The following is a 25231-nucleotide window of genomic DNA, read 5'->3' as shown; positions in this document are numbered from 1 at the left end:
GTGTTTAATTTATACACTTCAGCCAAGCATTACGGAGTGAGGTGTGTAGAATCTCTACATTTTAAGCGCTTATTTGTAGGGAAATAGGCATAAAATCTCTTTTTAAACAAGCGTTTTTATCAGTTTTTATCATAAGAAACAAGAGTTAGGGTGGAGTTTATGAATCCAAATAATGGTGCTATTTATAGGAATGCTTTTTGCTGCATCTTTGCTATGGTTGGATAAGTTAAATCATTAGCGTGAAAGGAGTATGTATGGCAAAGAAAAAAGCCTTATGGTATTTTGTGGGTAGCATTATTGCCCTTCTTATCGTGCTTGGTGGAGGGTATTATTATATGAAGACACTCTCCTCTCAATCCCTTGAAGATATGACTCAAAGCATAGAATCTGCCCTCTTGCAAAAGCAAAGAGATATTGATAGCCAAAATTCAGCCCTTGAAGCAAAAGAGAGGCAAATAGAACTTCTCAAGGCTCAAAATGAAGAAATCAAGCAAGCACAACAAAGCGTGCCTGCAAAATTACGCTACTTTATTAAGCCAAAGGAGAAAGTCGTAGCCCACTGCAAGGATAGTAAAATTGGACGTTGGGATACACCTAAACACTGCTTAGATGAGCTCTCAAATGCTGTTGTAGAGATGAAAAATGAGGATAATACTATTGTCGCATTTGAAGTATCAGGTATCGTTGATACACGCCCTTATGCGGGCTTAAGCCCAGAGCTTAAGCAGGAGGGGTTAGCTAGCTTTCGTGCAAAGGAAGCTATCAATATAATTGCTAAAACACTGCCTGATATTGCTGTTTTTGAAGGACTAAGCCAGCAAAAGAATGAGGAACGTGGATTTATCGTGCGAGCATTTTATGTGCAATAAGCAAGAAGTTTGCTAGAATTACTCACTCTCACATATAAGGCATAAAGTGAATACCAATCAACCCAATGCACCAATTCATAAAGTGGGCGTAATCTTACGTCCCTCAAGCCCCGAGATAAAAAGCGTATTTTTACATGTGCATAAAGAGCTTATCGGGGGTAATATCGAAGTGATGTTAGAGAGCATTAGCGGAGGTATGATTGAGCTATTGGGGAGGGATTTTGGCTATATTGCTACAGAATGTGATGCGCTTTTAAGCTTAGGCGGTGATGGGACATTAATTGCTATGATGCGCAGGGCTTTTGAATATGGGCTGCCTTGCATGGGGATTAATACAGGGCGTCTAGGCTTTTTAACCGCACTTATGCCAAATGAGCTACATGATTTTATCCCCAAGCTTAAAAGTGGGGATTACACCTTGCAAAATCATCTCGTGCTGCAAGCAGAGGTATATAATGAAAATAAAGAGCTTTTGCATACATTTCTTGCTATTAATGAATTTCTTATCTCCAAGCACGAGCTTAGCGGTATGGTGCATATCCATGCGAGCATTGATAATAAGCCTTTTAATACCTATAGTTGTGATGGCTTGATTATCGGCACACCTACGGGTTCTACGGCTTATAATATTAGCGCGGGGGGTTCGGTGATTTATCCATATTGTCGTAATATCTTGCTTACTCCCATTGCGCCTCATTCCCTCACGCAGCGACCATTAGTCTTAAGTGATGAATTTGTGTTAGAATTTTGCGCAGAGCAGAGGGCAAAGCTTATTATCGATGGGCAGGAGATGATTGATATTATGCCCGCTTATAGTTTGCGCATTAGGGCATTAAAGGAGAGCGCTAAGCTTATCTACCCCCGCACGCGAGACTATTTTCATGTATTGCAAGAGAAGTTCAAATGGGGCGATTAGCAAGAGAGCAAGGAGATACAAATGGTTAAGCGAATCTTAATACATAATTCCCCAGCTTTTAAAGATGTAGAGCTCTATATGCAAGAGGGGTTTAATGTATTTAGCGGGGCAAGCGGGAGTGGTAAATCTGTATTTATGGAATCTTTGCTCGCTATTTTTGGCATTAAAGAGAGCAATGCAGATTTGATTGAAGCAAATATTTCTTTAGATGCTATACATTTTGATTGGCTAGCAGAGGGGATTCCCAATGATGATGAAGAAGAGATAGTCTTAAGTATTTTAAAAAAGGACAAAACACGATATTTTATTAACCACACTTCTAGCTCCAAAAAAAGACTACATGATATTGTAAGTGGTTTTGCCAAGCATATCAGCACGAAAGGTGCAGATGAACTTAAAAATGCCAATATTTTAAGAATCCTTGATTTATTTATTGCAAAGTCTCAAAGTGCTCATTTAGAGCTTCTCCAAGCATTCCAAGCAGAGTTTGAAGAACTCTCTTGCATAAAGGCAAAACTTGCAGATTTAGAATCTAAAGAGGCAAATATCGCCACACTCAAGGAGTTTTGTGCCTTTGAAATAGCAAAAATAGAATCTCTTCAGCCTAAAGAGGGTGAATATGAGGAGTTATTGGGCTTAAAAAAAATGCTATCAAAGCAAGAGAAAATTAAAGAACAACTCTATAAAGTGCATCAAATTCTTGATTGCACAGGAGATTTGGAGGCATTTTTACAACTTGTAGATAAAAGCTGCCCGAGTTTGTTTGATGCCTTAAGTGAGTTTGAAGCCATTGTCAGCGACCAAGAGGAGCAGTTAGAGAGAGTAAGTGATATTAATCCTGAGGAAGTGCTTGATAGAATCGCCGCACTTTCAGAGCTTATTCGCCGCTTTGGGAGCATTACAGAGGCACTTGCCTACCTTGAAGAGCAAAGGCAAAAACTCTTAGAATATGAGAATCTTAGCTTTGATAAGCATTCATTACAAAAGCAAGTAAGCACACTTAGCCAGTCATGCGAGCAAAAGGCACTTGCGCTACATGCTACTCGCTTAAACTTTGTAAAAGACCTCAACAAACACATAAATACATTTTGTGAGACATTGCGCTTACAACCAAGCTCTTTGGAGTTGCAAGAAGTACCTCTCTATGCTAAGGGTGTGAGTGAATGCAGCATTAAGCTTGGCTCAAGTGAGGTTAATACACTCTCTTCGGGTGAGTATAATCGCTTGCGTTTAGTGATGATGTGTATTGAGGCGGAACTTAGCCCTCATAGTGGTATTTTAGTGCTTGATGAGATTGATGCGAATTTAAGTGGGGAGGAGAGCGAGGGGGTAGCGCAGATTCTCAAAGCACTCTCACGTAATTATCAGATTTTTGCTATTTCTCATCAAACGCATATGCCCTCTTTAGCCGATAACCACTACCTTGTAGAAAAAGTTGGAGAGCATAGCTGTATTAGGAAGTTAGATTATGATGGCAGAGTGCGTGAGATAGCACGCATTATTAGTGGCTCAAATATTACACCTCAAGCCCTTGAATTTGCAAAGGCACATTTAGGTAAGCAATGAATCTTGCTTTTTTAAAAGGCTTTGTTGCTTATATGCAAGATATGAGGCGTATGCTCTGCTTTAAACGCAAGGGAAATAATCTTTTTATGCTTGTGTGTGAAGATAAAAATAGGCAAAGAGAGACATTTTACTTTGACCTCACCCGCCAGCAAAGCAGTATTTTTACAAGTGAGGGACAAATACTTGGGGAGGAGTTTTGCGCACCATTTGATTTAAAGCTTGCTTCCCTGAATGGGGCTATGATAGAAGAGTTGCGCTTAGATGGTGAGAATAGAATCTTGCAGTTTTTGCTTTTACAAAAAGAGAGCTATAAAATGCGGCATTTTTATCTCGTATGTGAATTTACGGGCAAACATACCAATGTGATACTTTGTGATAAACATTGGGTTGTGATTGAAGCATTGCGGCATATCCCTAGGCATAAATCTTGGCGTGAAGTGCGCATAGGGCAAGTGCTAAAGCCCTTGCCTCAACCTGCCTTGAAACAAACAAATGCGCCTTTGGGCTTTGAGGAGTTATCTTTTGCATTAAGAGAAAACTACAAAAAATCATATCAAAAGAGCAGGCAGGCTAAAAAAGAGCAAATTCTTCATATACTAAGGCTAAAGCGCTCTTCGCTCTCTCATGCGCTCTCTTCCCTCCCTTGTTATGACAAGCTTTTAGAGCATGCTGCATTATATGCGCATTATGGAGAGCTTATCTTTGGCTCATTACATTTACTCTCAACCCATAAAATCACTTCATCATCGCTTATTTTGCAAGATGGTAATGCTAAGGTGGAAATACCGCTTCCTCAAAATATGCGAGATTTGCAAGAAGTAGGGAATTGGTACTTCACGCAAAGTAAAAAATATCGTAAAAGGGCGCTTCATTTAGACATACAGATTGAAAATTTGCAAGATAAAATAGATTTTATAGATAAGCAAATCGCCCTTATAGAGCGCTTTGATGATTTGAGTGAGCCATTTAGCCAAGCCCTTAAAAATAAACGCACAAAGAGCACAGAAGCCCTTTATATTAATGGCTTTAAGGTGAGTATAGGACGTAATGCAAAAGATAATCAAAGGCTTTTGGCATTAGCAAAGGCTGATGATATATGGCTTCATATCCGTGATGTGCCCAGCGCGCATGGGATTATTCATTGTGGGAAGCAAATGCCATCAAGCGATACCTTGCAAAAGGTAGCCGAGATACTCATAGGGCTTTATGTGCAACGCAAGGGGGTGGGGGATTTTGTAGTGGATTGGACAAGGCGGCGATTTGTCAAGCCTGCTTCTGGTGGCAAAGTAAGCTATGCCAAGCATAAAAGCATAAGTTACCGCGTGCAAAGTGGCAATGCCCTAAGGCTATTAGAGACTTAGGTATGCAAAAGAAATATATCAAATGGATAGTGCTTGCCTATGCCTTTTAAATCCAAATACGCATCGATGATTTTATATTCGCCTTTAGCATGTGAGCGATGTCTCTCTTTTGCTTTATCAATCATTTCAAGTTCAAAGAACACATAAAAGAGTGCCATTTCTGCGTTTTCATCATTATCTGCGCAAGCCTCAAAGAAATGTATCCACCTATCAGGGGGCAATTCACCCTTGGCATTAATCGCATACTGGACATATTCTGCCCCATTTGTGCCTACACTTTTTAGCACTTCATATATGTTTTTATCTTCAATATTTTGATGATGTTTGAGATAGAGCTTGAAGATTTCTTGGGCTAAGTTTTTATCTAAAATCTCTGCGGGGAAGATGGTTTTAAGCTTATCAAGCTCTTTATTTTGGGCATTTTTAAGAATCTCTTGTGCAGCATAGCTTTTAAGCTCATTGGGGTAGTCCTGCTCTAGGATATTAAATCCATTTTTATAGTTGCTAGCAATTTTATTTTTGAGATTTTGGATATTAAATTTATTATCTTTGCTTAAGTGGTAGCTTTTTAAATCCACCACCTTACCGCTCATTACATTTTTATAATCTTCAAAAAGCGTATCAATTTTACGATTAAAGCTCTCTACTGAATCAAGGCGCGGTTTGAGGTAGAAACGTTGCAGGATTTTTGATAATTCAGAGAAACTCTTGCATTTATACACACGATTTTTTATCTTTTGATTGAGGGATTGTTCGTTAATTTGTGAGAGTAGCTTGTCATAGTCATTTTTACGATAATACCCCTCCAATAAATCTCCCGCCCAAGCAGAGGCAAAGAATATCAACGTGGCGATAAAAAACAAACCCACAATGCCCACTATCCATATCGCAATGGGCAAAGAGAGGTGGTTTTGGCCAAAGGGTAGGGTATAAGTATAATATGTGCTATCAAGGCTATATACATAAAGCCCCAAAGCAAGCATAAAAATACAAGAGAATGTAACATAATATTTCAGCTTCACTATCGCTCCTTTTTGCTAGTTTTTTCAAATAATTCACGGCAGTTAATGCAATATCTCGCATGAGGTTTGACTTTGAGACGCTCTATGTCAATTTCATCATCACACATCTCACATATTCCATAAACTCCCTCTTTTATCTTCCTTAGGGAATTGCTAATTTCACGCATTTCATTATGATATAAATCAATCATATTCATTTCTAGATTCCCTTGTAATCCCGCCCCTACAATATCCCCCTCATCTTTGTGGTGAGTGTTTTGAATCTGGCTAATATGCGTGTTTTTATGCTCAATGCTTTCATAAAGCTTCTTTAGGCGCTCATTAAGAAGTGTCTCAAAAAAAGTATAATCAATCATAAATTCCCTTATTTGTGATATGGATGAGATGACAAAATACTTAAAGCTCGATAAATTTGCTCACATAGCACAAGCTTAGCGATTTTATGGCTAAGGGTCATAGAGCTAAGGCTGAGTGTTTGCGTGAGTTTGAGAAAAGAGGGTTCTAAACCATAGGCACCACCTATAAAAAATTGCACCAATTTGTGCGGCTCTAATAAATGCGCAAATTGCACAGAATCATAGCTTTTGCCCTGTGGGGTGAGGGCGATATTAAGGGCAGTTTTGTTGATATAAGGAAAGAATGCTTGTGTATAGGAACGCTTAGCTTCTAGGGGCGAGCTTTTCTGTGCGTTTTTAACAGACTGGGGGAAGAGGTCAAAATGTGCGATTTGGGCATTGAATTGCTTACATTGCATACTTAACTCCTCTTGTAGTGCTTGATAGGCGATGTCTTTCTTAGCTATAGAATAAATGTTGATTTGCATAGCTTGGATTAAGCATTTTACTTATATCACTCAATGTTTTTTTGAGGTCTTTTCTATGCACGACCATATCAATAAGCCCATGGTCTAGGAGAAATTCAGCTGTTTGGAATCCCTCAGGCAAGTCTGCCCCTATAGTTTGCTTAATAACGCGAGGTCCAGCAAAGCCAATAATCGCCCCGGGTTCAGCGATGATAATATCTCCTAGAAATGCAAATGACGCGCTCACTCCGCCAAAAGTTGGGTCAAGTAGCACAGATATAAAGGGCAAGCCCGCGTCAGATAGCTTATTGAGTGCGCAAGAAGTTTTAGCCATTTGCATAAGGGAAAAGGTAGATTCTTGCATACGTGCCCCGCCACTTGTGGAGAGAATGACAAGCGTTTGTCTTTTTGCTACCGCTCTATCAATGGAGCGCACGATTTTTTCACCCTCCACAGAGCCAAGCGAGCCTCCCATAAAAGCAAAGTCAAAAAGCACAATTTGCATTTCTACGCCATTTACAAGCCCTTCTCCTGCGATTACCGAGCTTGCTCTGCCTGTTTTTTCTTCACTCTCGCGGATTCGTTGTTTGTAGCTTTTTTTATCTACAAACTCAAGCGGATCAATAGGGTGCAAGTCTTTATCAAATTCAATAAAGGTATCTTTATCACAAAGCATTTCTATACGTTCATTAGCAGAGATTCTAAAGTGATAGTTACATTTGGGGCAGATGTGAGATTGTGAAAAGACTTCTTTATAATACATAAGTGCGTTGCAACTCGGGCATTTGAGCCAGTGGTTGGGCGGGGTATCATTTTTATGTTTGTTATTTTCTTTGCTCTCTTCTTTTTTGGTTTTAAAAAAATCACCCAATCCCATCAGTTATCCTTTATGCTTTTGAGTTCAAAATGTTATAAATCATATCAAAAATATGCTTATCTTTGCTTATAAGCGTAAAATTATCTGTGTAAAGTTGATGTAAATCCTCGCATAAAAACAATCCAGCCTTGCTATCAAAATCGCGAATCTTCCCTGCAAAGAGCATAAAATTGACTTCATAAGCCTTAGCCATAGAGAGGGCACTTGCCCCCAAAGAGCGGAATTTTAAAGCCTTCTCATATAATAATGCAGCAATATGGGGGTTACAATATGCTTTTTCAAAAATGCCACATTTGCTATGGGTTGAGCATTTTAGAGGTTTATAGGCTTGCTTGCCTTTAGTGAGATAGGCAGGGATAGAAAAGCTAAAGACCTCTGCATTTATGCGAGCTACGCCCTCTTGCGTGCAGAAATTAAAAATCACCGCTTCCTTGGGTTTATGGGATTTGTCGCATAAGGCAAGAGAAGAGCCATAATAAGGGATATGAGAGAGGAAATTATCACTTCCATCTAAAGGATCAAGTATCACACAATCTTCCCCCACTCCTTGCATAAAGCCACTTTCTTCAGAATGGATATTGGCAAGTGAGAGGAGGTATTTTGCATATATTTGCTCGCTTAATAAATCTGCTCCTATGCTCCTATCTCCTCCCGCGCCAACTTCATGCAGCTCATAAAGTGCCGCCTCTCTTTTTTGCATGGCTTTAATAATCTCATCTGTGGCGAGAATAGCTTGGTGTAAAAATGCGCTCAAAGCAACCCTTTATGTGAAATTTATATGAAAGTGATATGTAACAATTTGGGCTAAAATTATGCGCTAGATTTTCTTAAATTAAGGATAGTTGGTGCAAGGCTATATTTTGCATATACAAAAAACACGTGGTGAGGATTTGATTGTAAAAGTGCTCACTCCTTTATATCTTAAAACGCTTTATCGCTTTTATGGTGCGCGCCATAGTATCATTAATATAGGACGTAAGATTGATTTTGAAGAAGAGCCGAGTATAACCTTTCTCCCTAAGCTTAAGCATATACTACATCTTGGACATAAGTGGGAATCTGATAACACGCGCTATTATATATGGCAGCATTTTATTAAGCTTTTGTATAGGCATTTGTTTGATGTGCATGAGATTGATGAGTTTTATTTCCAGCTTTTGGAAGAGGGCGCACAGAATCTCCATGTGCAAAATCCCAAACGTGTGGTGCTTGAAATGTATGCGAAGATATTAGCCTTTGAGGGCAGGGCATATCATAGAGAAGAATCGCTATGTTTTATATGCGAAGAAGCATTGGGGGAGAGTATAGCCCTCTCTCGGGGGTTTCTCTTTGGGCATAGCGCATGTGTTGGAGGGCATATTTTTAAGAAGGATAGCATCGTGCAATTTTTGCAAAGCGCAAGTAGCATTATGCTTGATGATTGGGAAGTGAATGAATTATGGGAAGTTTTAGGACTTGGTTTGTAATTTATACCTTTATATAAACTTAATTAAGAATATTTAAGCTTATATGCCATAGAATTGCTTTGCGTTTAACGCATAATCCAATATCTGAAGGAGATACCATGTCATATGCAACCAATATCCTCAATAAACTCAAAGAGCAGTATCCTTCACAGACACTTTTTCACCAAGCTGTAGAGGAAGTTTTTGAATCGCTTGATCTTGCATTGCAAAAAGATAAGAAATATGAATCTTATGCAATACTTGAGCGTCTAACAATCCCAGATAGAGAAATACATTTTCGTGTAAGTTGGGTTGATGATAATGGTAAGATCCAAACCAATCGAGCTTATCGTATAGAATTTAACTCTGCTATTGGACCATATAAAGGTGGTTTGCGCTTTCACCCAAGCGTGAATGAGGGTGTGATTAAATTTTTAGGTTTTGAGCAAATTTTTAAAAATTCTCTTACTACACTAGCTATGGGCGGTGGTAAAGGCGGTAGCGACTTTGACCCCAAAGGTAAAAGTGAGGGAGAAATTATGCGTTTTTGTCAAGCTTTTATGAATGAGCTTTATCGCCATATCGGCGCGACTACCGATGTCCCTGCGGGTGATATTGGCGTAGGCGGAAGAGAAATCGGCTACCTCTATGGGCAATATCGCAAACTCACTAATCGCTTTGATGGCGTACTTACTGGTAAGGCTCTCTCTTGGGGCGGTAGTCTTGTGCGCACGGAGGCTACAGGCTATGGCTGTGTGTATTTCGCACAAGAAATGCTAAAAGCTAGAGGCGAAACCTTAGAGGGTAAGATATGTAGTGTATCTGGAGCGGGCAATGTGGCAATTTATACGATTGAAAAGCTTCAACAATTAGGAGCAATCCCCGTAACTGCAAGTGATTCTCAAGGTATGATTTATGATGAAAAGGGCATTGACTTAGCATTATTAAAAGAGATTAAAGAAGTTAAAAGAGGCTCTTTAGCAGAATATGCCAAGCAAAGACCAAGTGCAAAATACACTAAAGTAAGCGAATATCCTGCGGGGATAAACCCTGTATGGGCTGTGCCTTGCTTTGCTGCATTTCCTTCAGCTACGCAAAATGAGCTTAATGGTAATGACGCAAAAACATTGCTTGCTAATGGCTGTAAGTGCGTGAGTGAGGGAGCAAATATGCCATCTACCATAGATGCTGTGCATCAGTTCATTAATGCCAAAATCTGCTATGGACCCGGCAAGGCTGCAAACGCAGGTGGCGTGGCAGTGAGTGGCTTAGAAATGGCACAAAATGCAAGTATGAATCCATGGAGTTTTGAAGTAGTGGATAAACGTCTTCATGGCATTATGGAGAGCATTTATAATAATGTCAGTCAAACCGCAGAGGAATTTGGCGAGCCTACAAACTTTGTGCTTGGCGCAAATATCGCAGGCTTTAGAAAGGTAGCAGGAGCGATGATAGACCAAGGAGTTATCTAAGCTCATCTGTCTTTTTGCTTTGGGAGAATGCACCTCTTTCTCTCAAAGCTTGCCCTTAACACAATCCTCCCACTCTATAATTCCCTACTCAATTTAGCTACCCCCACGAGAAAGCCAATTGCCACCACAAAGACAGAAACCCTCTTATCTACTAGAGACTCTCTTCACAAATCCACTAGCAAATCTTGATTCTATTGTCATATCTTAGGCTTTACAAAAGCCGAAGAATCTCTGTGCGAATCACTAGTGGTTTTAAAAGAGTTTCTTCGCCTCCTTCGTTCCCGCTTAGATATGACAAGGGAATTATCATCGCTTGGGCTAAACTCTTTGTTTCCTGCAGTTTTATTTTCCCTTACAACCTATAGCCTCCCATTTTAAGAGCCTTTTTACATAATGATGAGAGCGGCTTAGAATGAAGACTTTTTATTGGTAAAAACTCCACTTCTTCCCAAGCTATATCTTCTTTGAGGCTTTCTATACTGACTTCATACACATAAGCAGTGATAGCATATTTTGTGTAGTGATGTTTGTATTGCCCATATTTTATGCCCCAGTTTTTGCCCTTTGTTGGGAGTTGGGGGAGGTTATAAAGCCCATGGTAAAGCCCTTGTGAGGAGCGTACAAGGGCTATGCTTTCATTATATACGCAAAGAGCCAAATGCAAACTCAGGGCTTCAAGGGTAGATTTTTTGGGTATCGGGTAAGAATGGGGAGTGTTACGCCCTTGACAAAGCTTTATAAGAGGGCAGAGGAGGCAAGATGGCGATTTAGGTGTGCAAAGTGTAGCGCCAATATCAAGCAGGGCTTGATTATAATCAAAGCTATTTTTTACATCTAAAAGCAATGCAGCAAGCTCTTCTAAAAGTGCCATTTTTGGCTCACTTTGGGCAAATACTCTACATAAAAGCCGCCTAATATTGCCATCTACAAAGCTCACATTTTTATAGAATCCAAAGCATAAAATCGCCCCCGCACTATATGAGCCAATCCCGGGTAGCTTTATGAGCTCTTCATAAGAGCTGGGTAAAGCCCCGCTAAATCGTTCAACGCATATTTTGGCACTTTTAAGCATATTTCTTGCGCGGCTATAGTAGCCTAGCCCCTCCCATAGCTTTAATACCCTCTCTTCTGGGGCATAAGCAAGGCACTCAAGTGTAGGGAGAGATTCCATAAATGGCTTGTAGTAGGAGTGCAATACCCTTTTAACTTGGGTTTGCTGCAGCATCATCTCGCTGACATATACCCCATAAGAGGCGTTTTCTCCGCTTAGATTCCGCCATGGTAAAGCACTTCGCCCATATTGTTTATACCATGTGAGCACAAGCTCACGCCATAAGGGGGCTATGCGCTTGGCTTTGTCTTGGGGAGAGAGGGGGTTGGGTATCTTTTCCATAGCGTGAGTGTATCTTAAAATGAGTAAAAACCACAAAAAATAAATTATTTTTTTACTTTTATGGGCAAAATTAGCATAAAACTAGCAAAAAAGCGTTAGAATCCGCCATATTTATTACAAAACTTATCACAAAAAGGTGGAGTATGAAACCCAAAATTTTAATTCTTGGTGGGGGCTATGGGGGCTTACGCACAGCTATTACATTACAAAATAACCTTAAAGATGAAGCAGAGGTTACACTCATTAGCAAGCATGACTATCACTACCAAACCACCCTTTTACATAAAGTCGCCATTGGCACATTAAGCGCGCGTAAAGCGAGAATCTACATTCGCAAGATTCTTGATTTAAATAAGGTGCATTTTATTAAAGACAAGATTCTCTCTTTTGAGCCAGAGGCAAAGCGTGTGATTGGTAATGGAGGAGTGTATGAATATGATTATTTGGTGATAGCCTTAGGCTTTCGCCCTGATGATTTTGGTATAAAGGGCGTAAAAAAGTATGCCCATAAGCTTTCTTCACTCAATGCCGCCTTAAAGCTTGATAAATTGATTGAATATAGATTCAAGGAATATTGCCATACTAAAAATGCAGATGATTTAAGTGTGATTGTGTGTGGGACAGGTTTTACGGGGATTGAATTTGCCGCTGAGCTTGCCTCTAGGCTTGATGAGCTATGCTTGATTAGTGGTATTCCTCGCAATGTCCCTAAGCTTACTTGCATTGGCAGAAGTGAGAGAATCTTGCCTATGTTTAGTAAAGCCTCAAGCGCACTTGCTCAAAAGAAATTGGAGGCTTATGGTGTGGAGATTATTTGCAATGGTGAGGTGCAAGAATGCAGAGAAGATGGCGTGATTATTAAGCATAATGATGAGATAAAGCATATTAAAGGCAATACCATTTTATGGAGTGCAGGGGTGAAAGGTAATGATAGCCTTGAGAAATCATGCTTTACAACTACTAAGGGACGCATAAAGGTAGATGAGTTTTTGCGATGTCCGGAATATCATAATGTCTATGTGGTGGGAGATTGCGCGATTTATGCCTCACGCGATGCTATCCATGCGCCCACAGCTCAGCTCTCCGCGCAAATGGGGGATTATGTGGGTAAAAGCCTTATAAAAATTTTAAAAAATCAAACACAAAAGGAAACCTTTGCTTTTGCTCATCGTGGGACGGTGTGCTCTATTGGACATACCGATGGTGTGGGTATTGTCTATAAGAGGGCAATTAGCGGAGAAATGGCTGCATTTTTAAAGAATTTTATTGAAAATAAGTGGCTTTTTGGCATTGGTGGGCTTAAACTTGTGCTAAAAAATGGGCAATTTCGTTATCGCACAAGTAATTAATCTAAAACTTTAAGCTTAAGCCCCAAAGCCATAAAAGCGGCGAAAACATTATTCAATAAGCTTTTTATGGTATAGTTGCGCTCTTTTAAGATGAGAAGAGCGAGTTGAAAATGATAAGCTATAAAGATTCAGGTGTGGATATTAATGAGGGCAATGCCCTTGTAGAGGGCTTAAAGCCTCTTGTGAAATCAACTTTTGATGAAAATGTAATTGGCGGTATAGGCTCATTTGCTGGGGCTTATGCCTTGCCTCAAGGGTATAAAAACCCCGTGATTTTGGGGGCAACCGATGGCGTAGGGACAAAGCTACGACTCGCCATTAGCTCAAAGCGGCTTGATAGCGTGGGTATCGACTTGGTAGCAATGTGTGTGAATGATTTAATTTGCAATTTTGCTACGCCTTTATTTTTCCTTGATTATTATGCAAGCGGGAAATTACAAAAAGCCCAAGCCCTTGAAGTCATTAGCGGGATAGCACAAGGCTGCAAAATCGCTAAATGTGCATTAATCGGCGGGGAGAGTGCGGAAATGCCCGGAATGTATGCTAAAGATGATTTTGATTTAGCGGGCTTTGCGGTGGGCATTGCTGAGAGGGAAGATGTAGAGAAGCAAGCCGTGCTCGCGGGTGATGTCTTAATTGCCCTAAGAAGTAGCGGTTTGCATAGCAATGGCTATTCTTTGGCAAGAAAAGTCCTTTTTGAACATCTCCAAATGTCTTTTGAGCAAGTATTTGAGGGAAAACCCTTGATTGATACCCTCCTTAGTCCCACATGTATTTATGTCCCGCTTTTTAGAGAGATTTATGCTTCTGCTTTACGTGATTGTTTGCATGGTTTGGCACATATCACCGGTGGAGGCATTGTGGAGAATCTCCCGCGTATTTTGCCTCAAACATTGGGAGCAAAGATTTATAAAAGCCACATAAAAACCCCAAGTATTTTTGGGCTTCTTGGCGAATATGTGGAAGAGAGTGAAATGTATCGCACTTTCAATATGGGTGTTGGTATGATTCTTGCTGTGGATAGAACCAAAGTTGATGAAATATTGCAGCTTGCTTTGAGTTTTGATGGGTATGTTATCGGCGAGGTATGCGAGCAAGAGGGCATACATTTCATATAATTTTAATTTATAGATTTAGAGGTTTTATTTTGAATATACGCACTTTTTTTAAAATCTATTCATTACCCTTTTTTATCGTAGTATGTGCACTTGCTATATATGGTGCTTTGATTATGTTTATGGAGCAAAAGGATTTGATTATTTCGCGTCCAGACGCACAAGATATAGCTACTTTAGAGCATATTGCTCATTTAAATACCAAATCAAAGCTTGATAATCCCCCTGCGCTAGAAGAGCCTTCAAGGGAATTACCTGATAATACACAAACACTTCCACCTCAAAATGAGCAAAATAGCGGAGAAAATGATAAAGAAAATAAAGATATTCAATCCCAGATTCCATTAGAAACTAACCTCCCTCATGGGGTTAAAGATATTGATGATAATCCAAATCCGCCTTACATAGAGCCCACGCCAGAGGTGATAGAGCCTATAATAGCACCTGCAAAGGAGCTTAAGGCTATATATGCTTATGCAAAATATCATATTAATATTCGTAAAACCCCATCGGCTCAAGCTCAAATACTCGCTCGTGCTAATACAGGTGAAGTGCTAGAGGTGCTTGATTGGCAGAGTGAATGGAGCAAGATTAAGAATCACGCAGGGATAGAGGGATATGTGGCTTCACATCTTATAGATAAGGCAGAGGATGGAGATAAGGGAGAGATCTATGTTGTGCTCTCCAATGCTCTTAATGTAAGGACTAAGCCAGATAAGCAAGCCCCGCTTCTCACTCGCCTTGCGTATAATGCGCGCGTTATAGTGCTCCAAATCCAAGATGAGTGGGCGAAGATTCTTTTACCCAATAAAGAATATGGCTACATCTCTATTCATTTTATTGCTAAAGAAAAATAATGCTTCGCTTCTTTGCCGTGTATGGGAATCCTATCGCACATTCCCTCTCACCGCTTTTGCATAATGCTACTTATGCGCATTTAGGCATAGGCGCGTATTATGGTCGTATTTTACTCACTGATGGCAAAAGCTTGAAAGAGAGCTTTTTATCACATCATCTAAGTGGGGCAAATATAACCATTCCTTTTAAAGAATATGCCTATGATTTATGCGATGAGGTATGCGGCATAGCCAAAGAGATTGGCGCGTGTAATACTTGGGTTAGTGTTGATGATACGATTAAGGGCTATAATACCGACGCAGAGGGCTTTTATGAGTGTATTAAAGACTATGGGGTAAAAAGTGCGCTCATTATTGGTGCGGGTGGTTCAGCTAAGGCGGTAGCTCTCATACTTAAAGCGCATAATATCGCTACTACATTGCTTAATCGCTCTAAAACCAAACTTGAGTTTTTCACACAGCGAGGTTTTAATTGTTTTTTAAGCGATGAATTTAGCGTAGAGGGGAGTTATGATTTAGTTATTAATACCACAAGTGCGGGGCTTAATGATAATCTTTTACCTTGTAGCGAGGAGATTCTTAGAGATATTTTTAACCAAGCTTCTTATGCCTTTGATTTAATTTATGGCAAGGTTACGCCCTTTTTATCTTTGGCAAAAGATTATCATCTCACTTGCAGTGATGGCAGAGATATGCTTATTTACCAAGCAGCCCTTGCCTTTAAGCTTTTTCTCCCAAGTTTGCATTTGCAAGCACAAGATATTGCCTCACTTATGCGCAGGGTTTTACTTTAGCGATGAGAATGTAGAAGCAGATACAAAGAAGCCTTACAAGAATAAATAAGGCTATCAAACATCAATGCCGAAATAAAAACACTCAAAGGACAGATAAAGCAATGAAATACATACTCACATCGCTAGCAATAATAGGCACAATTACACTCACGCCAAGTTACACAGCAGAACTCACTTGCACTCAAATCATTAAAGACACAGAAAACATAAAAAAGGTGTTAGCAATAGAAGCATACGAAGCAACAGGTAACTCCTTACGATATATGAAGAGAATAGAAGACATACAAGCGACTATTAAAAAAGGTAAGACTTATAGGCGACTATTACAAGAGTGGCAAGAACAAAACAAAGATTGTTATATAAACCTAGAAAGCAACGAAATCAAATACTTAAGTTTATTAAGCTTAAGAGATTTTTTATTACTTATAAAAACATTAGAAGTATTTGACAGGCAAGACTACGAAAACAAAGACGACTATGAATATCTTAAAGTTGTTAATATTTACAAGAGTAAAGCAATAGAAGCATATATAAAAAATCAAAAAGAATACAAAAAAGCAATGCAAGAGAGAACAAACAATACAAAAGACTTTTACAAAGATAAAGGATATAAAACAAGCATAATAAGCGACTATAGAGCGATTATAGAATATAGCGGTATATATGGAAGCCCAATTTACACAAAATACAGAAACAATACTGATAAAGCAGTGATAAACGCATTTTACAAATCATATAACGACATAATCACAAATGCCTTGCTTATTCAACAGAGAATAGACAAAGAAGAAAAAGCAAAAAAGGACAAAGAAGAAAAGGAAGAGGCAAAGAAAAGGGCAGAGGAAGAACTAAAAGCAAGAATAATAGACAAAAACAAGGTAAGGATAGTATGCAAATACGATGATAGTAGCCTATGGTTTCAAAATGCAACCATATATAAATGCGAAGAATGCAAAGGGGGATATGAGGCTAAAATACAACAAGGAGAAGAAAAAGAGTTATATCCAGCAGGAAGAAAAAAGCTATATGGGATAGACAAACGATATATAGATATATTAGAAAACAAAATAGAAAAAGCCATAGCAGAGGAATACAACAAAGTTATTAAGGAAATACTAGAAAATGAAGAATGCAAAATTATAGAGAGGAAGTAAAAGATGGTTTCTTAGTGGCTAAGGGAGATATGCCACAACGAATAATGAACGAGTATAAAAAGATACTAAAAAGGTAATGAAGCAAGAGAAAGATTTGAGTTAAAAGCAATGAAGCGCTAAAAAGGAGGATATAATTTGTGTAAATAGAACACCAAGAACAATATGTAGTGTTTAAATGGAGTACTTTAACACAAAGGAATATCCAACACTTTACAGAACTTAAGAGAACAAGAAAGGCAAGAGATGATACATAAATTAGCATTAGGATTATTTTTAAGTATTTCAATGGGAAATGCAGTAGTAGAAGCAAAAACGCTTAAGATTTATTGTGAAAATGGATATGAAGAGGGAGATTTTAAGAATGAGTGGAAAATTGCAAGCATAGGAATGAAAGATTTTAAGATTAAAGATACAGATGAACGAAAAGATTTAGGAAAATTTTATTATACAACCAAGCTAAAGACGTACACAGAAAAATGCGAGATTGGAAAAAATCCATTTACAATTAATAGAAGAAACGAGCTAAACAAATTAGCACAAGAATGCAAAATGGGTTACATTATTTCAAGTAGTGTAGAAAGCATTGGGTATGAAAATGAATGGAGTTGGAATAATAAAACAGACTACGAGATAAATGAGATAAACAAAAAAAGATTAAAAAACATAACACTTAAGATAGAAGATGTGATACTTACAGAATCAGCAATAATATATAACGATGAATTTGTTACAAATTGTAAAACAATAGAATTTGATTAAATATATCAGCCATTTTACATTGGATACAAAAACTTTAAACTTGAATATCTTAAAGGCAAGAAATGAAAAGAAGAATTAAAAAGTTTAATTGTTTTAGCATTGATTACCAATGCAGTCTTTAGTATGGACACTTTTAGAAGTGCTTGAAAAATCAATAGTAATAGAAAAGAGAATGTATGATATAATCCCCCGCATTTATAAGGAGTAATGGAGGAGCCATGCAGATAGATGATGCACTTTTATCCAAGCTTGAACGACTAAGTATGTTAAAAATTGATGAGAATAAACGCGCTTCTACGCAAGCCCAGCTTACAGAGATTCTAGGATTTGTGGAGAATCTCTCCATCATAGAGGTACAGAAAGATTGCTTTGAAGAGCAGCTTAAAACACCTTTGAGAGAAGATGTCCCCCAAGATGCAAACATCGCTAAAGATGTCCTCTCCCACGCGCCACACGCGCAAGATAATTTCTTCATTGTGCCTAAAATCATTGAGTAGTGTTACTTTAGAGGCTGTTAAAATCCCCGATGATTGGAAACTCCTCCTTAAAGATGAGCTTTTAAGCCCATATTTTGCAGAGATTAAGGCTCATTATATGGAGGCTTTGCATAAGGGGGAGATTATCTACCCAAAGCCAAAGGATATTTTTGCCGCATTTAATTTAACGCCTTTAGATTCACTAAAAGTAGTGATCCTTGGGCAAGATCCCTATCATGGCAGTATGATTATTAATGGCGAGATTATCCCCCAAGCTATGGGGCTAAGCTTTAGCGTGCCCAACCCCTTACCTCCCCCGCCATCACTGCAGAATATCTATAAAGAGCTTGCCCTTAGTCTTGGCATTACTCCGCCCTCACATGGGGACTTGAGTGCTTGGGCGAAGCAGGGCGTGCTTTTGCTTAATGCCATTTTAACCGTGCAGGCTAATAAACCCGCTTCACACAAGCATTTTGGTTGGGAGCAATTTAGCGATGGAGTGATTAGGGCATTATCTAGGCATAAAGAGCATTTAGTCTTTATGCTATGGGGGAATTACGCGAAGAAAAAGGCAGATTTGATTGATACAAGGAAACATAAACTTATCACTGCCCCTCACCCTAGCCCTTTAGCACGTGGCTTTGTGGGAAGTAATGTATTTGTAGAGGCAAATTCATACTTAAAGCAGCATTCTCAAAGCCCCATTGATTGGGGTGCTTTTTAAGGAGGAGAGATGTTAAAGATTCTTGTCTTTGTGGGGATTGTTTTTATCGTGCTTAGTGGCATGAAATGCTATGTGTATTTGCGTTTTTTACGCTTTAATCCCTTTATCCCTAAATATATGAGCATTGGGTTTTTAGTGATTTTAGCCATTGGGGAAGTCGCACTTTTGCTCCTTAGAGACGCACCTATCGCACGTTGGCAATACCTCCTTGTAGGCTCTTGTGTGGTATTTAGCTATACACTTTTTATGGCTTGTTTATGCGTGGATATAGTGCGTTTTTGTTTTAAACGCATAAGCCCAAAAGATTCTTTCATACAATCGCGTCGTGCATTTGGAGCGAAGATGACTTCTTGGGCTTTAGCGCTACTTTTTAGCCTCTTTAGTTTTAAGGCTTTTCATAATGCCCTAAACCTCCCGCCTGTAAAAAAACTCTTTTTGCGCGTTAAGAATCTTCATAGCAAAATAAGTATTGCTATGATAAGTGATGTGCATATAGGCAATACACTAGGCAAGGCGTTTTTAGAGGGTATTGTAGAGAAGATTAATGCCCTAAATGTAGATATTGTGGTGATTGTGGGGGATTTGGTTGATGCTAAAATCGCATTTGTTAAGGCAGATTTAGCACCCTTAAAAGATTTGCAAAGCAAGCTTGGAGTGTATTATGTGGCGGGTAATCATGAGTATTATCATGGCATAGAGCCTATTTTAGAGCACTTGCAGAGTCTTAATCTCCATATAGTGCATAATACGAGCATTGAATTTGAGTCTTTTAATCTCGCGGGTGTGAGCGATTTAGCGGGCTATCGTTTTGGTAAGCTAGAGCCAGATTTAGAAGCTGCAAAAGCCGCACTTAACCCCAATAAGCCTAGCATTCTCTTAGCCCATCAGCCTAAATTTGTATATCAAAATGATGTAAGTGATTTTGATGTGGTGCTTTGTGGGCATACACATGGAGGGCAAGTCTTCCCGCTCTCTTTGCTTGTGTGGTTAGATCAGCATTATGTGCATGGGCTTTATCATATCCCTAATGCAAAGCACACACAACTTTATGTCAGTAGTGGAGTGGGATTTTGGGGACCTGCGATTCGGTTTTTAGCCCCAAGTGAGATTGTGTATTTAGAGTTAGCCTAAGTGTTAAAAAGTAAGGAATCTTTCTCCTTTTAAAGTGCCTCTAAGCACTTGATTTAAGCGTTTGTAGAATTTTGAAATATTAATTTTTGTTTGTGAAAAAGTATTATAAATCTGCTTTCTATAAATCATAAAGGAGAAAAGATGAATTTAGAAAGTCTTAAGGCTGCCTACCCTCAAGCCCTCAAATATCATATCGGTGGTAAAGTATCAATTACGCCTAAAAAAAGATTGCGCTCTATTGATGAGCTAGCCTTGGCTTATACGCCCGGGGTGAGTGTGCCTTGTAAGCAAATAGAGGCAGAGCCCTTAAGTGCGTATGATTATACTTCTAAGAGCAATCTTGTAGCTGTGATTAGTAATGGCACAGCGGTGCTTGGCTTAGGTGATATTGGTGCATTAGCGAGCAAGCCTGTTATGGAGGGGAAGGCGATTTTATTTAAGACTTTTGCTGATGTAGATGCGTTTGATATTGAAGTGAATGAAAAAGATATAGATAAATTCATCGCTATAGTGAAAGCAATTTCTCCTACATTTGGTGGGATTAATTTAGAAGATATTAAAGCCCCTGAATGCTTTGAGATAGAAAGAAGATTAATTGAAGAGCTTGATATACCTGTAATGCACGATGACCAGCATGGTACAGCCATTATCTCTACTGCGGCAATCATCAACGCGCTTCATCTTGTGAATAAAAAGGTAGAAGATATTAAAGTAGTAGTCTTTGGTGCGGGGGCAGCAGCCATTGCTTGTGCGAAGATGTATAAAGCCCTTGGCGTGCGAGATATTGTGATGTTTGATTCTAAGGGCGTAATAAGCGAGGATAGGAGCGATCTTAGTGATATTAAAAGAGAGTTTGCCTGCAAGCAAAACTATAGCTCATATAAAGACGCACTTCATGGAGCAGATGTGCTATTAGGGCTATCCAAAGGAGATTTATTAAAAGCAGATGATATTTTAGGTATGAAAGAATCTCCGCTTATCTTTGCCCTAAGCAATCCTATCCCAGAGATTATGCCAGATGTCGTTAAAAGCGTGCGCCCTGATGCGATTATCGCCACAGGTAGAAGCGACTTCCCTAATCAAATTAATAATGTCATAGGATTTCCCTTTATATTTAAAGGTGCGCTCAAGGTACGCGCGAGCAAGATTAACGAAGAGATGAAGTTTGCTGCGGCAAGGGCTATAGCAGAGCTTGCTAGAGAGGAGATTACAGAAAAGCTAGAGATACTTTTAGGGCAGAGGGTAGCCTTTGGGAGGGAATACATTATCCCCTCAGCCTTTGATGAGCGATTAATTGAAGTAGTGCCCAATGCCGTAGCAGAGGCGGCTATTAAAAGCGGAGTAGCAAGGATTTAAAACCTTTGCAATTTAAACTTTTGCGGACTCAAACTTTTGTATGTTAAGAATTTTAAGGTTTAAAGCCCTATATTTAGGGCTTAAGCTTAGAATTATATACTAAAGTATGTAGCTATTATAGTTACTATAAAGCCCAAAATCATCACGCCAAAGCCTGCTTTGCGTTTGCCTTTACAAAATGAAGTCATAATGAGCCCAGAGAGATAAAAGAGTATCATCGATAGCCCAAAGGTAATGGCAATAAAGTCAAACCACATAAACTTAAAGCCCCCAAGCTCAAATCGATCCCCCTTGCTAAAGTGCATAAGCACTAAGATTCCATAGAGGCTTCTATCTATGACTTGTAGCACTAAGCCATCTTTTTGGTCATTGACTATCGAAGCAGAATACTTGATATTCCCCATACTTGGGCTGCCTCCTTTACCCATTTTTATCTCTGTGTTATCAGGGACTTTGAGATTATGCTCTTGTAGTATGTTGATGATAAAGTCTCGCTCTTCTCCCCGTGCCGGTTTAGAATCTAGCGGGATTTTCTCAATGGTAGCCCCAGAGTTTGCACGTATTTCAAAGATAAAAAGCGCACCGGTAATAGCATAAATAAGAGCTGCAGGGAGGAAAAAGAGGCTTAAGTATAAATGCAGTTGCATCCAAAATTTGCGGTGAAGTTTCATAAGTGGGTCTCCTTAAGTAAGAAAGTGAAATTGAAGTGAAATAAATTCTCACAATCTTATCTAAAGATTGTGAGTTAAGTGTGAAATAAGAGTGAAATGGGATTAAAAATCAGCCCTAAAGCTTATCCAATAATTTCTGCTAGGTAAGATTCTCTGATAAGGGTTGAGATAGGAAGTAGTGCCTCTGTTTCCCGAATAGGCGATTAAATCATCATAAAAGGCAACATCGAGGAGGTTATTTACCGCTAAGGTGAGGGCAAAGACTTTGCTAAACTTATAAGTAGCGGCAAAATCCACTAGTTGATAGTCTCTATAGAAATTCCCTAAAATACCTCTAGCACTTGTAGCAAGTGAGCTTGAAGCTACAGCAGAAGTTGGAGTTTTATAATTCCCACTCCAGCGGATATAGGCGTTGAAGTTTTTATACTGATATGTAGGCTTAATGGTGAATTTATGTCGGGGGACATTATTCACAGGCTCACCTACGAGATACTCCTGCCCCTCTTTTGCCTCTAGCGTCCTAGAGTAAGTAAAGCCATAGCTTGCATCTAAGGATATGCCATAAATGGGCTTTACCTTAAGGCTGGCTTCTGCCCCTGTAATCATCGCACTATCAAGGTTACGATAAAAGGTACATTCTGTAGCGGTATCTGCGTCACATGCTACGCCATCAATGCTAGTACCCTTTTGGATACCTGTAACACTTGAGATTTTATTACTAAAGCTTGTATAAAATCCTGTGAGTATCAGCATAGCACTTTCACTATCTACTATCGTGCTGAGTTCATAGCTTAAACTCCTCTCTGGCTCTAGGTCTTTGTTTCCATAAATCGCAGTGGTGGTACTACTACTACCTCTAGCGGTGGAGAGTGTATAGCCATCATAGAGGTAGCTAAGCTGTGGCACAAGCACACCTGTAGCAATCCCTGCTTTAAATGTCAGCCAATCTGTGGGGTTGTAATTCACATAAAATCGCGGATTAGGAATAGCTTGGAATATATCACTATAGTTGTATCGTAAGCCTAATGTGGTAGAGAGATATTGGTTGATGAGGTATTCCCCTTCAGCAAAGACTGCCACTTGATTCATATGCCCTTTATAGCCTGTGTTTTTTGTCTCTAGCTCCTCCCAGAGGTAATAAAGCCCACCATTGAAGATGAGGCTTCCCGCCCCGCCAAAGTCAAAGTCATTCATATACGCACTTTGAAAGACCAAGTCGCGATTATATCGTGCCTGACTCCAATCAACGCTATCACCCTTTTTAGCTCCCGGGCTTACCCCGCTGCTTAGCCCATTTTGTGCATGCGGTGCCCATTGGGTTTGGCTATATTGGATATAGGAGCTAAGCTTCCCCCAGTCATAGTTTGCATCATGGCTTAGGACATTATTAAATTTATAAAAGTCTCGTATCGCACCAATGGCATTTCCTGAGGTATTAAGCGTCCCTGCTCGAGCAAAATACACTTCAGAATCTAAATAAATATAGTTGTTTTTGTTCGGCGTGTAGTTTATCCGTCCGCCTGCATTCCAGTTGGTATATGCCGCTGCACTCCAGCCTAGATAGGGGTTATTTGTGCCTTGCACAACGGGAGAATGCGGACCAAAGCCGGGCTTATAGAAAGCATTTTGATCCCCTTGCTTATAGCCTCCTCTAATGTTTAAAGAAAGCATATCTTTGATAAATGGGATATTGGCATAGGCATTAGCTCCATATTGATGACCAAAGGTATTAGAATGCTCTGCTAAATCTGTCTCTACTTGTATGCCCGAAGTAAAGGTATCGCTGTGCTTTTTTGTGATGATATTAATAACCCCTCCCATAGCGTCACTTCCATAGATGATAGAGGCAGGTCCTCGAATGACTTCGATTCTATCGATCATACTTGCTGGAGGCATAAATGAAGCAAAAGTCCCATTAAAGCCATTGCTATCAAAGCCTTGTGCGACATTTTGACGTTTGCCATCTATAAGGATCAATGTATAAGCAGAGCCAAGTCCGCGCATAGATATGGTATTACCCCCTGTTTTAGAGGACTCCACATACACACCGGGAATATCTTGCACTGCATCACCTAAGTCTCTAATAGGGCGAGTTAGGATTTCTTCTCTAGGAACAATGGCTATAGAAGCTGGAGCGTCTTTAATATCTTGCTCATACCCTGTAGCACTTACCACGGAGCGACCAAGATTCACACTTCTTACATTATCCCCCCCCCCCGTTAAATCTTCGCTTGTTGCGCTAAGAGGAAGCGTATCTGCGAGTGTGCCTGTGATACCAAGCGCACTGATTAAGGCAAGGCTTAGAGCCACGCGCATACCTTTGTTTGGAGTATGTTGTTTCATTGTAAAACCTTTTTGAGAAAATCACAAATAATTCTTATTATTTAAGCTATTTGTCCAAATGAATTTATAATCACTTCACACTTAAAGATGTATTAATAAATACTATCATTTTTATATGTTTTGGTAGAAATTACACATTTCTTTTACATTTTTTATACTTTTTAATGTGGTTAGGGGGTAATTTGTCTTGCGGATTAGACTCATTGTCATTCTAAACCCCTGATAAAGGGTGAAGAATCTCTGTGGGCTTTCTGTGAAGCATTGCTTTTTGGATTTCTAGTAAATGCTGGATTCATTGTCATGTCTAGAGCCTGCATAGCAGGCGAAGAATCTCTTTTATATACTAGAGACTTTCTTTTAGAGTCACTAAAAAGTGCGACTAGTGATTCGGGTAGAGATTCTTCGCTTCGCTCAGAATGACAATAAGATAGGGATTGTCTAGTGGCTTTGTGAAGAGATTCTCCATAACGCTCAGAATGACAAAGTAATTTCCTTTGCAGGTGTTTATTATGTGTGGGTTTCCCTTGCGGGTAGCAAAGTTTGTCATTCTGAGGGAGTGAAACGACCGAAGAATCTCTGTCTGAATCACTAGTCGTGCTTTTTGGTGTTTTTGAAAGAGATTCTTTAGCGGATAAGAGAGATTCTTCGGTCAGGCGTTGCCTTCCCTCGTGATGACAAACTAACGGAGTCGCTGGTGATTCTCTTTTTTCTTTTTCTATAAGGGGGAGGGGCTTGAATTGCGAAGTCGCTCCCTCCCCCTTATATATCCCCCGCCCCGA

At 39.5% G+C, this 25231-nt stretch carries 25 protein-coding genes; 16 read left to right on the top strand and 9 right to left on the bottom strand.

Annotated features, from left to right (window positions below; all coding sequences use genetic code 11):
- Nucleotides 1-254 precede the first annotated feature (254 nt).
- The 4 genes from CQA63_RS03330 to CQA63_RS03315 are packed head-to-tail and all read left to right on the top strand — an operon-like array spanning nt 255 to nt 4712.
- Nucleotides 255-869 (top strand): hypothetical protein, encoded by a 615-nt coding sequence (locus CQA63_RS03330; RefSeq protein WP_104699508.1) that lies wholly within the window; start codon nt 255-257, stop codon nt 867-869.
- A gap of 46 nt (nt 870-915) precedes the next feature.
- Nucleotides 916-1785: an NAD(+)/NADH kinase gene (locus CQA63_RS03325; protein ID WP_104699507.1), complete on the top strand. Its 870-nt coding sequence runs from the start codon at nt 916-918 to the stop codon at nt 1783-1785.
- A 21-nt stretch (nt 1786-1806) separates the two neighbouring features.
- On the top strand, nt 1807-3351 hold the full coding sequence (locus CQA63_RS03320) for an AAA family ATPase (RefSeq protein WP_104699506.1): 1545 nt from the start codon (nt 1807-1809) through the stop codon (nt 3349-3351).
- Nucleotides 3348-4712 carry an NFACT family protein gene (locus CQA63_RS03315; protein WP_104699505.1) on the top strand — a complete coding sequence of 455 codons (1365 nt, stop codon included), beginning with the start codon at nt 3348-3350 and terminating at the stop codon, nt 4710-4712. The genes CQA63_RS03320 and CQA63_RS03315 overlap by 4 nt, the downstream gene beginning before the upstream one ends.
- Here CQA63_RS03315 and CQA63_RS03310 read toward each other — a convergent pair.
- The 5 genes from CQA63_RS03310 to CQA63_RS03290 are packed head-to-tail and all read right to left on the bottom strand — an operon-like array spanning nt 4709 to nt 8167.
- Entirely contained in the window at nt 4709-5734 is a 1026-nt protein-coding gene (locus CQA63_RS03310; RefSeq protein ID WP_104699504.1) for a hypothetical protein, read from the bottom strand. The genes CQA63_RS03315 and CQA63_RS03310 overlap by 4 nt on opposite strands.
- A complete protein-coding gene (gene dksA / locus CQA63_RS03305) occupies nt 5734-6090 on the bottom strand; it encodes an RNA polymerase-binding protein DksA (protein WP_104699503.1) in 357 nt (118 codons plus the stop codon). The genes CQA63_RS03310 and dksA overlap by 1 nt, the downstream gene beginning before the upstream one ends.
- Before the next feature lie 8 nt (nt 6091-6098).
- The gene (gene rlmH / locus CQA63_RS03300; protein ID WP_104699502.1) at nt 6099-6557 is read right to left on the bottom strand and encodes a 23S rRNA (pseudouridine(1915)-N(3))-methyltransferase RlmH; all 459 of its coding nucleotides are present in this window, start codon (nt 6555-6557) and stop codon (nt 6099-6101) included.
- The gene (accD, locus tag CQA63_RS03295) at nt 6529-7413 is read right to left on the bottom strand and encodes an acetyl-CoA carboxylase, carboxyltransferase subunit beta (protein WP_104699501.1); all 885 of its coding nucleotides are present in this window, start codon (nt 7411-7413) and stop codon (nt 6529-6531) included. Before accD ends, rlmH begins: the two co-directional genes overlap by 29 nt.
- 10 nt (nt 7414-7423) lie before the next feature.
- A complete protein-coding gene (locus CQA63_RS03290; RefSeq protein WP_104699500.1) occupies nt 7424-8167 on the bottom strand; it encodes an inositol monophosphatase family protein in 744 nt (247 codons plus the stop codon).
- A 91-nt stretch (nt 8168-8258) separates the two neighbouring features.
- Between CQA63_RS03290 and recO the strand changes: the two genes are divergently transcribed.
- Complete coding sequence (gene recO / locus CQA63_RS03285) at nt 8259-8879, top strand: recombination protein RecO (protein WP_104699499.1); 621 nt, start codon at nt 8259-8261, stop codon at nt 8877-8879.
- Between the two features lie 98 nt (nt 8880-8977).
- Nucleotides 8978-10330, top strand: a complete 1353-nt coding sequence (gene gdhA / locus CQA63_RS03280) for an NADP-specific glutamate dehydrogenase (protein WP_104699498.1) — start codon at nt 8978-8980, stop codon at nt 10328-10330.
- A 352-nt stretch (nt 10331-10682) separates the two neighbouring features.
- Here the strand turns inward: gdhA and mutY are convergent, their stop codons facing one another.
- The gene (gene mutY, locus CQA63_RS03275; protein ID WP_104699497.1) at nt 10683-11723 is read right to left on the bottom strand and encodes an A/G-specific adenine glycosylase; all 1041 of its coding nucleotides are present in this window, start codon (nt 11721-11723) and stop codon (nt 10683-10685) included.
- A gap of 143 nt (nt 11724-11866) precedes the next feature.
- Between mutY and CQA63_RS03270 the strand changes: the two genes are divergently transcribed.
- From CQA63_RS03270 to CQA63_RS03225, 10 genes are all read left to right on the top strand, one after another.
- Nucleotides 11867-13072, top strand: a complete 1206-nt coding sequence (locus CQA63_RS03270) for an NAD(P)/FAD-dependent oxidoreductase (protein WP_104699496.1) — start codon at nt 11867-11869, stop codon at nt 13070-13072.
- Nucleotides 13073-13182: 110 nt separating this feature from the next.
- Entirely contained in the window at nt 13183-14190 is a 1008-nt protein-coding gene (gene purM, locus CQA63_RS03265) for a phosphoribosylformylglycinamidine cyclo-ligase (RefSeq protein ID WP_104699495.1), read from the top strand.
- 29 nt (nt 14191-14219) lie between these two features.
- The gene (locus tag CQA63_RS03260; protein ID WP_158655439.1) at nt 14220-15044 is read left to right on the top strand and encodes an SH3 domain-containing protein; all 825 of its coding nucleotides are present in this window, start codon (nt 14220-14222) and stop codon (nt 15042-15044) included.
- Nucleotides 15044-15838, top strand: coding sequence for a shikimate dehydrogenase (locus tag CQA63_RS03255; protein WP_104699493.1), 795 nt, complete (start codon nt 15044-15046; stop codon nt 15836-15838). Before CQA63_RS03260 ends, CQA63_RS03255 begins: the two co-directional genes overlap by 1 nt.
- A gap of 101 nt (nt 15839-15939) precedes the next feature.
- A complete protein-coding gene (locus CQA63_RS03250) occupies nt 15940-16992 on the top strand; it encodes a hypothetical protein (protein WP_104699492.1) in 1053 nt (350 codons plus the stop codon).
- Nucleotides 16993-17235: 243 nt separating this feature from the next.
- On the top strand, nt 17236-17751 hold the full coding sequence (locus CQA63_RS03245; protein WP_104699491.1) for a hypothetical protein: 516 nt from the start codon (nt 17236-17238) through the stop codon (nt 17749-17751).
- A 218-nt stretch (nt 17752-17969) separates the two neighbouring features.
- Entirely contained in the window at nt 17970-18248 is a 279-nt protein-coding gene (gene gatC / locus CQA63_RS03240; RefSeq protein WP_104699490.1) for an Asp-tRNA(Asn)/Glu-tRNA(Gln) amidotransferase subunit GatC, read from the top strand.
- Nucleotides 18241-18951 carry a uracil-DNA glycosylase gene (gene ung / locus CQA63_RS03235; protein ID WP_233706565.1) on the top strand — a complete coding sequence of 237 codons (711 nt, stop codon included), beginning with the start codon at nt 18241-18243 and terminating at the stop codon, nt 18949-18951. Before gatC ends, ung begins: the two co-directional genes overlap by 8 nt.
- 9 nt (nt 18952-18960) lie before the next feature.
- The gene (locus CQA63_RS03230) at nt 18961-20082 is read left to right on the top strand and encodes a metallophosphoesterase (RefSeq protein WP_104699488.1); all 1122 of its coding nucleotides are present in this window, start codon (nt 18961-18963) and stop codon (nt 20080-20082) included.
- A 141-nt stretch (nt 20083-20223) separates the two neighbouring features.
- Entirely contained in the window at nt 20224-21438 is a 1215-nt protein-coding gene (locus CQA63_RS03225; RefSeq protein WP_104699487.1) for a malic enzyme-like NAD(P)-binding protein, read from the top strand.
- A gap of 92 nt (nt 21439-21530) precedes the next feature.
- On the opposite strand, the gene CQA63_RS03220 is transcribed toward CQA63_RS03225, so the two are convergent.
- The 3 genes from CQA63_RS03220 to CQA63_RS09710 form a co-directional block, all read right to left on the bottom strand.
- Nucleotides 21531-22109, bottom strand: a complete 579-nt coding sequence (locus tag CQA63_RS03220) for a hypothetical protein (protein WP_104699486.1) — start codon at nt 22107-22109, stop codon at nt 21531-21533.
- Between the two features lie 102 nt (nt 22110-22211).
- Entirely contained in the window at nt 22212-24452 is a 2241-nt protein-coding gene (locus CQA63_RS03215) for a TonB-dependent receptor domain-containing protein (protein WP_104699485.1), read from the bottom strand.
- Nucleotides 24453-24658: 206 nt separating this feature from the next.
- Nucleotides 24659-25231, bottom strand: a 573-nt coding sequence (locus CQA63_RS09710) for a hypothetical protein (RefSeq protein WP_170128360.1), incomplete at its 5' end; no start/stop codon positions are given.

The sequence above is a fragment of the Helicobacter marmotae genome (assembly GCF_003364255.1).
Lineage (GTDB): Bacteria > Campylobacterota > Campylobacteria > Campylobacterales > Helicobacteraceae > Helicobacter_C > Helicobacter_C marmotae.
Note: the sequence above shows the minus strand (reverse complement) of the source record. Positions and strands in the feature narration are given on the sequence as shown.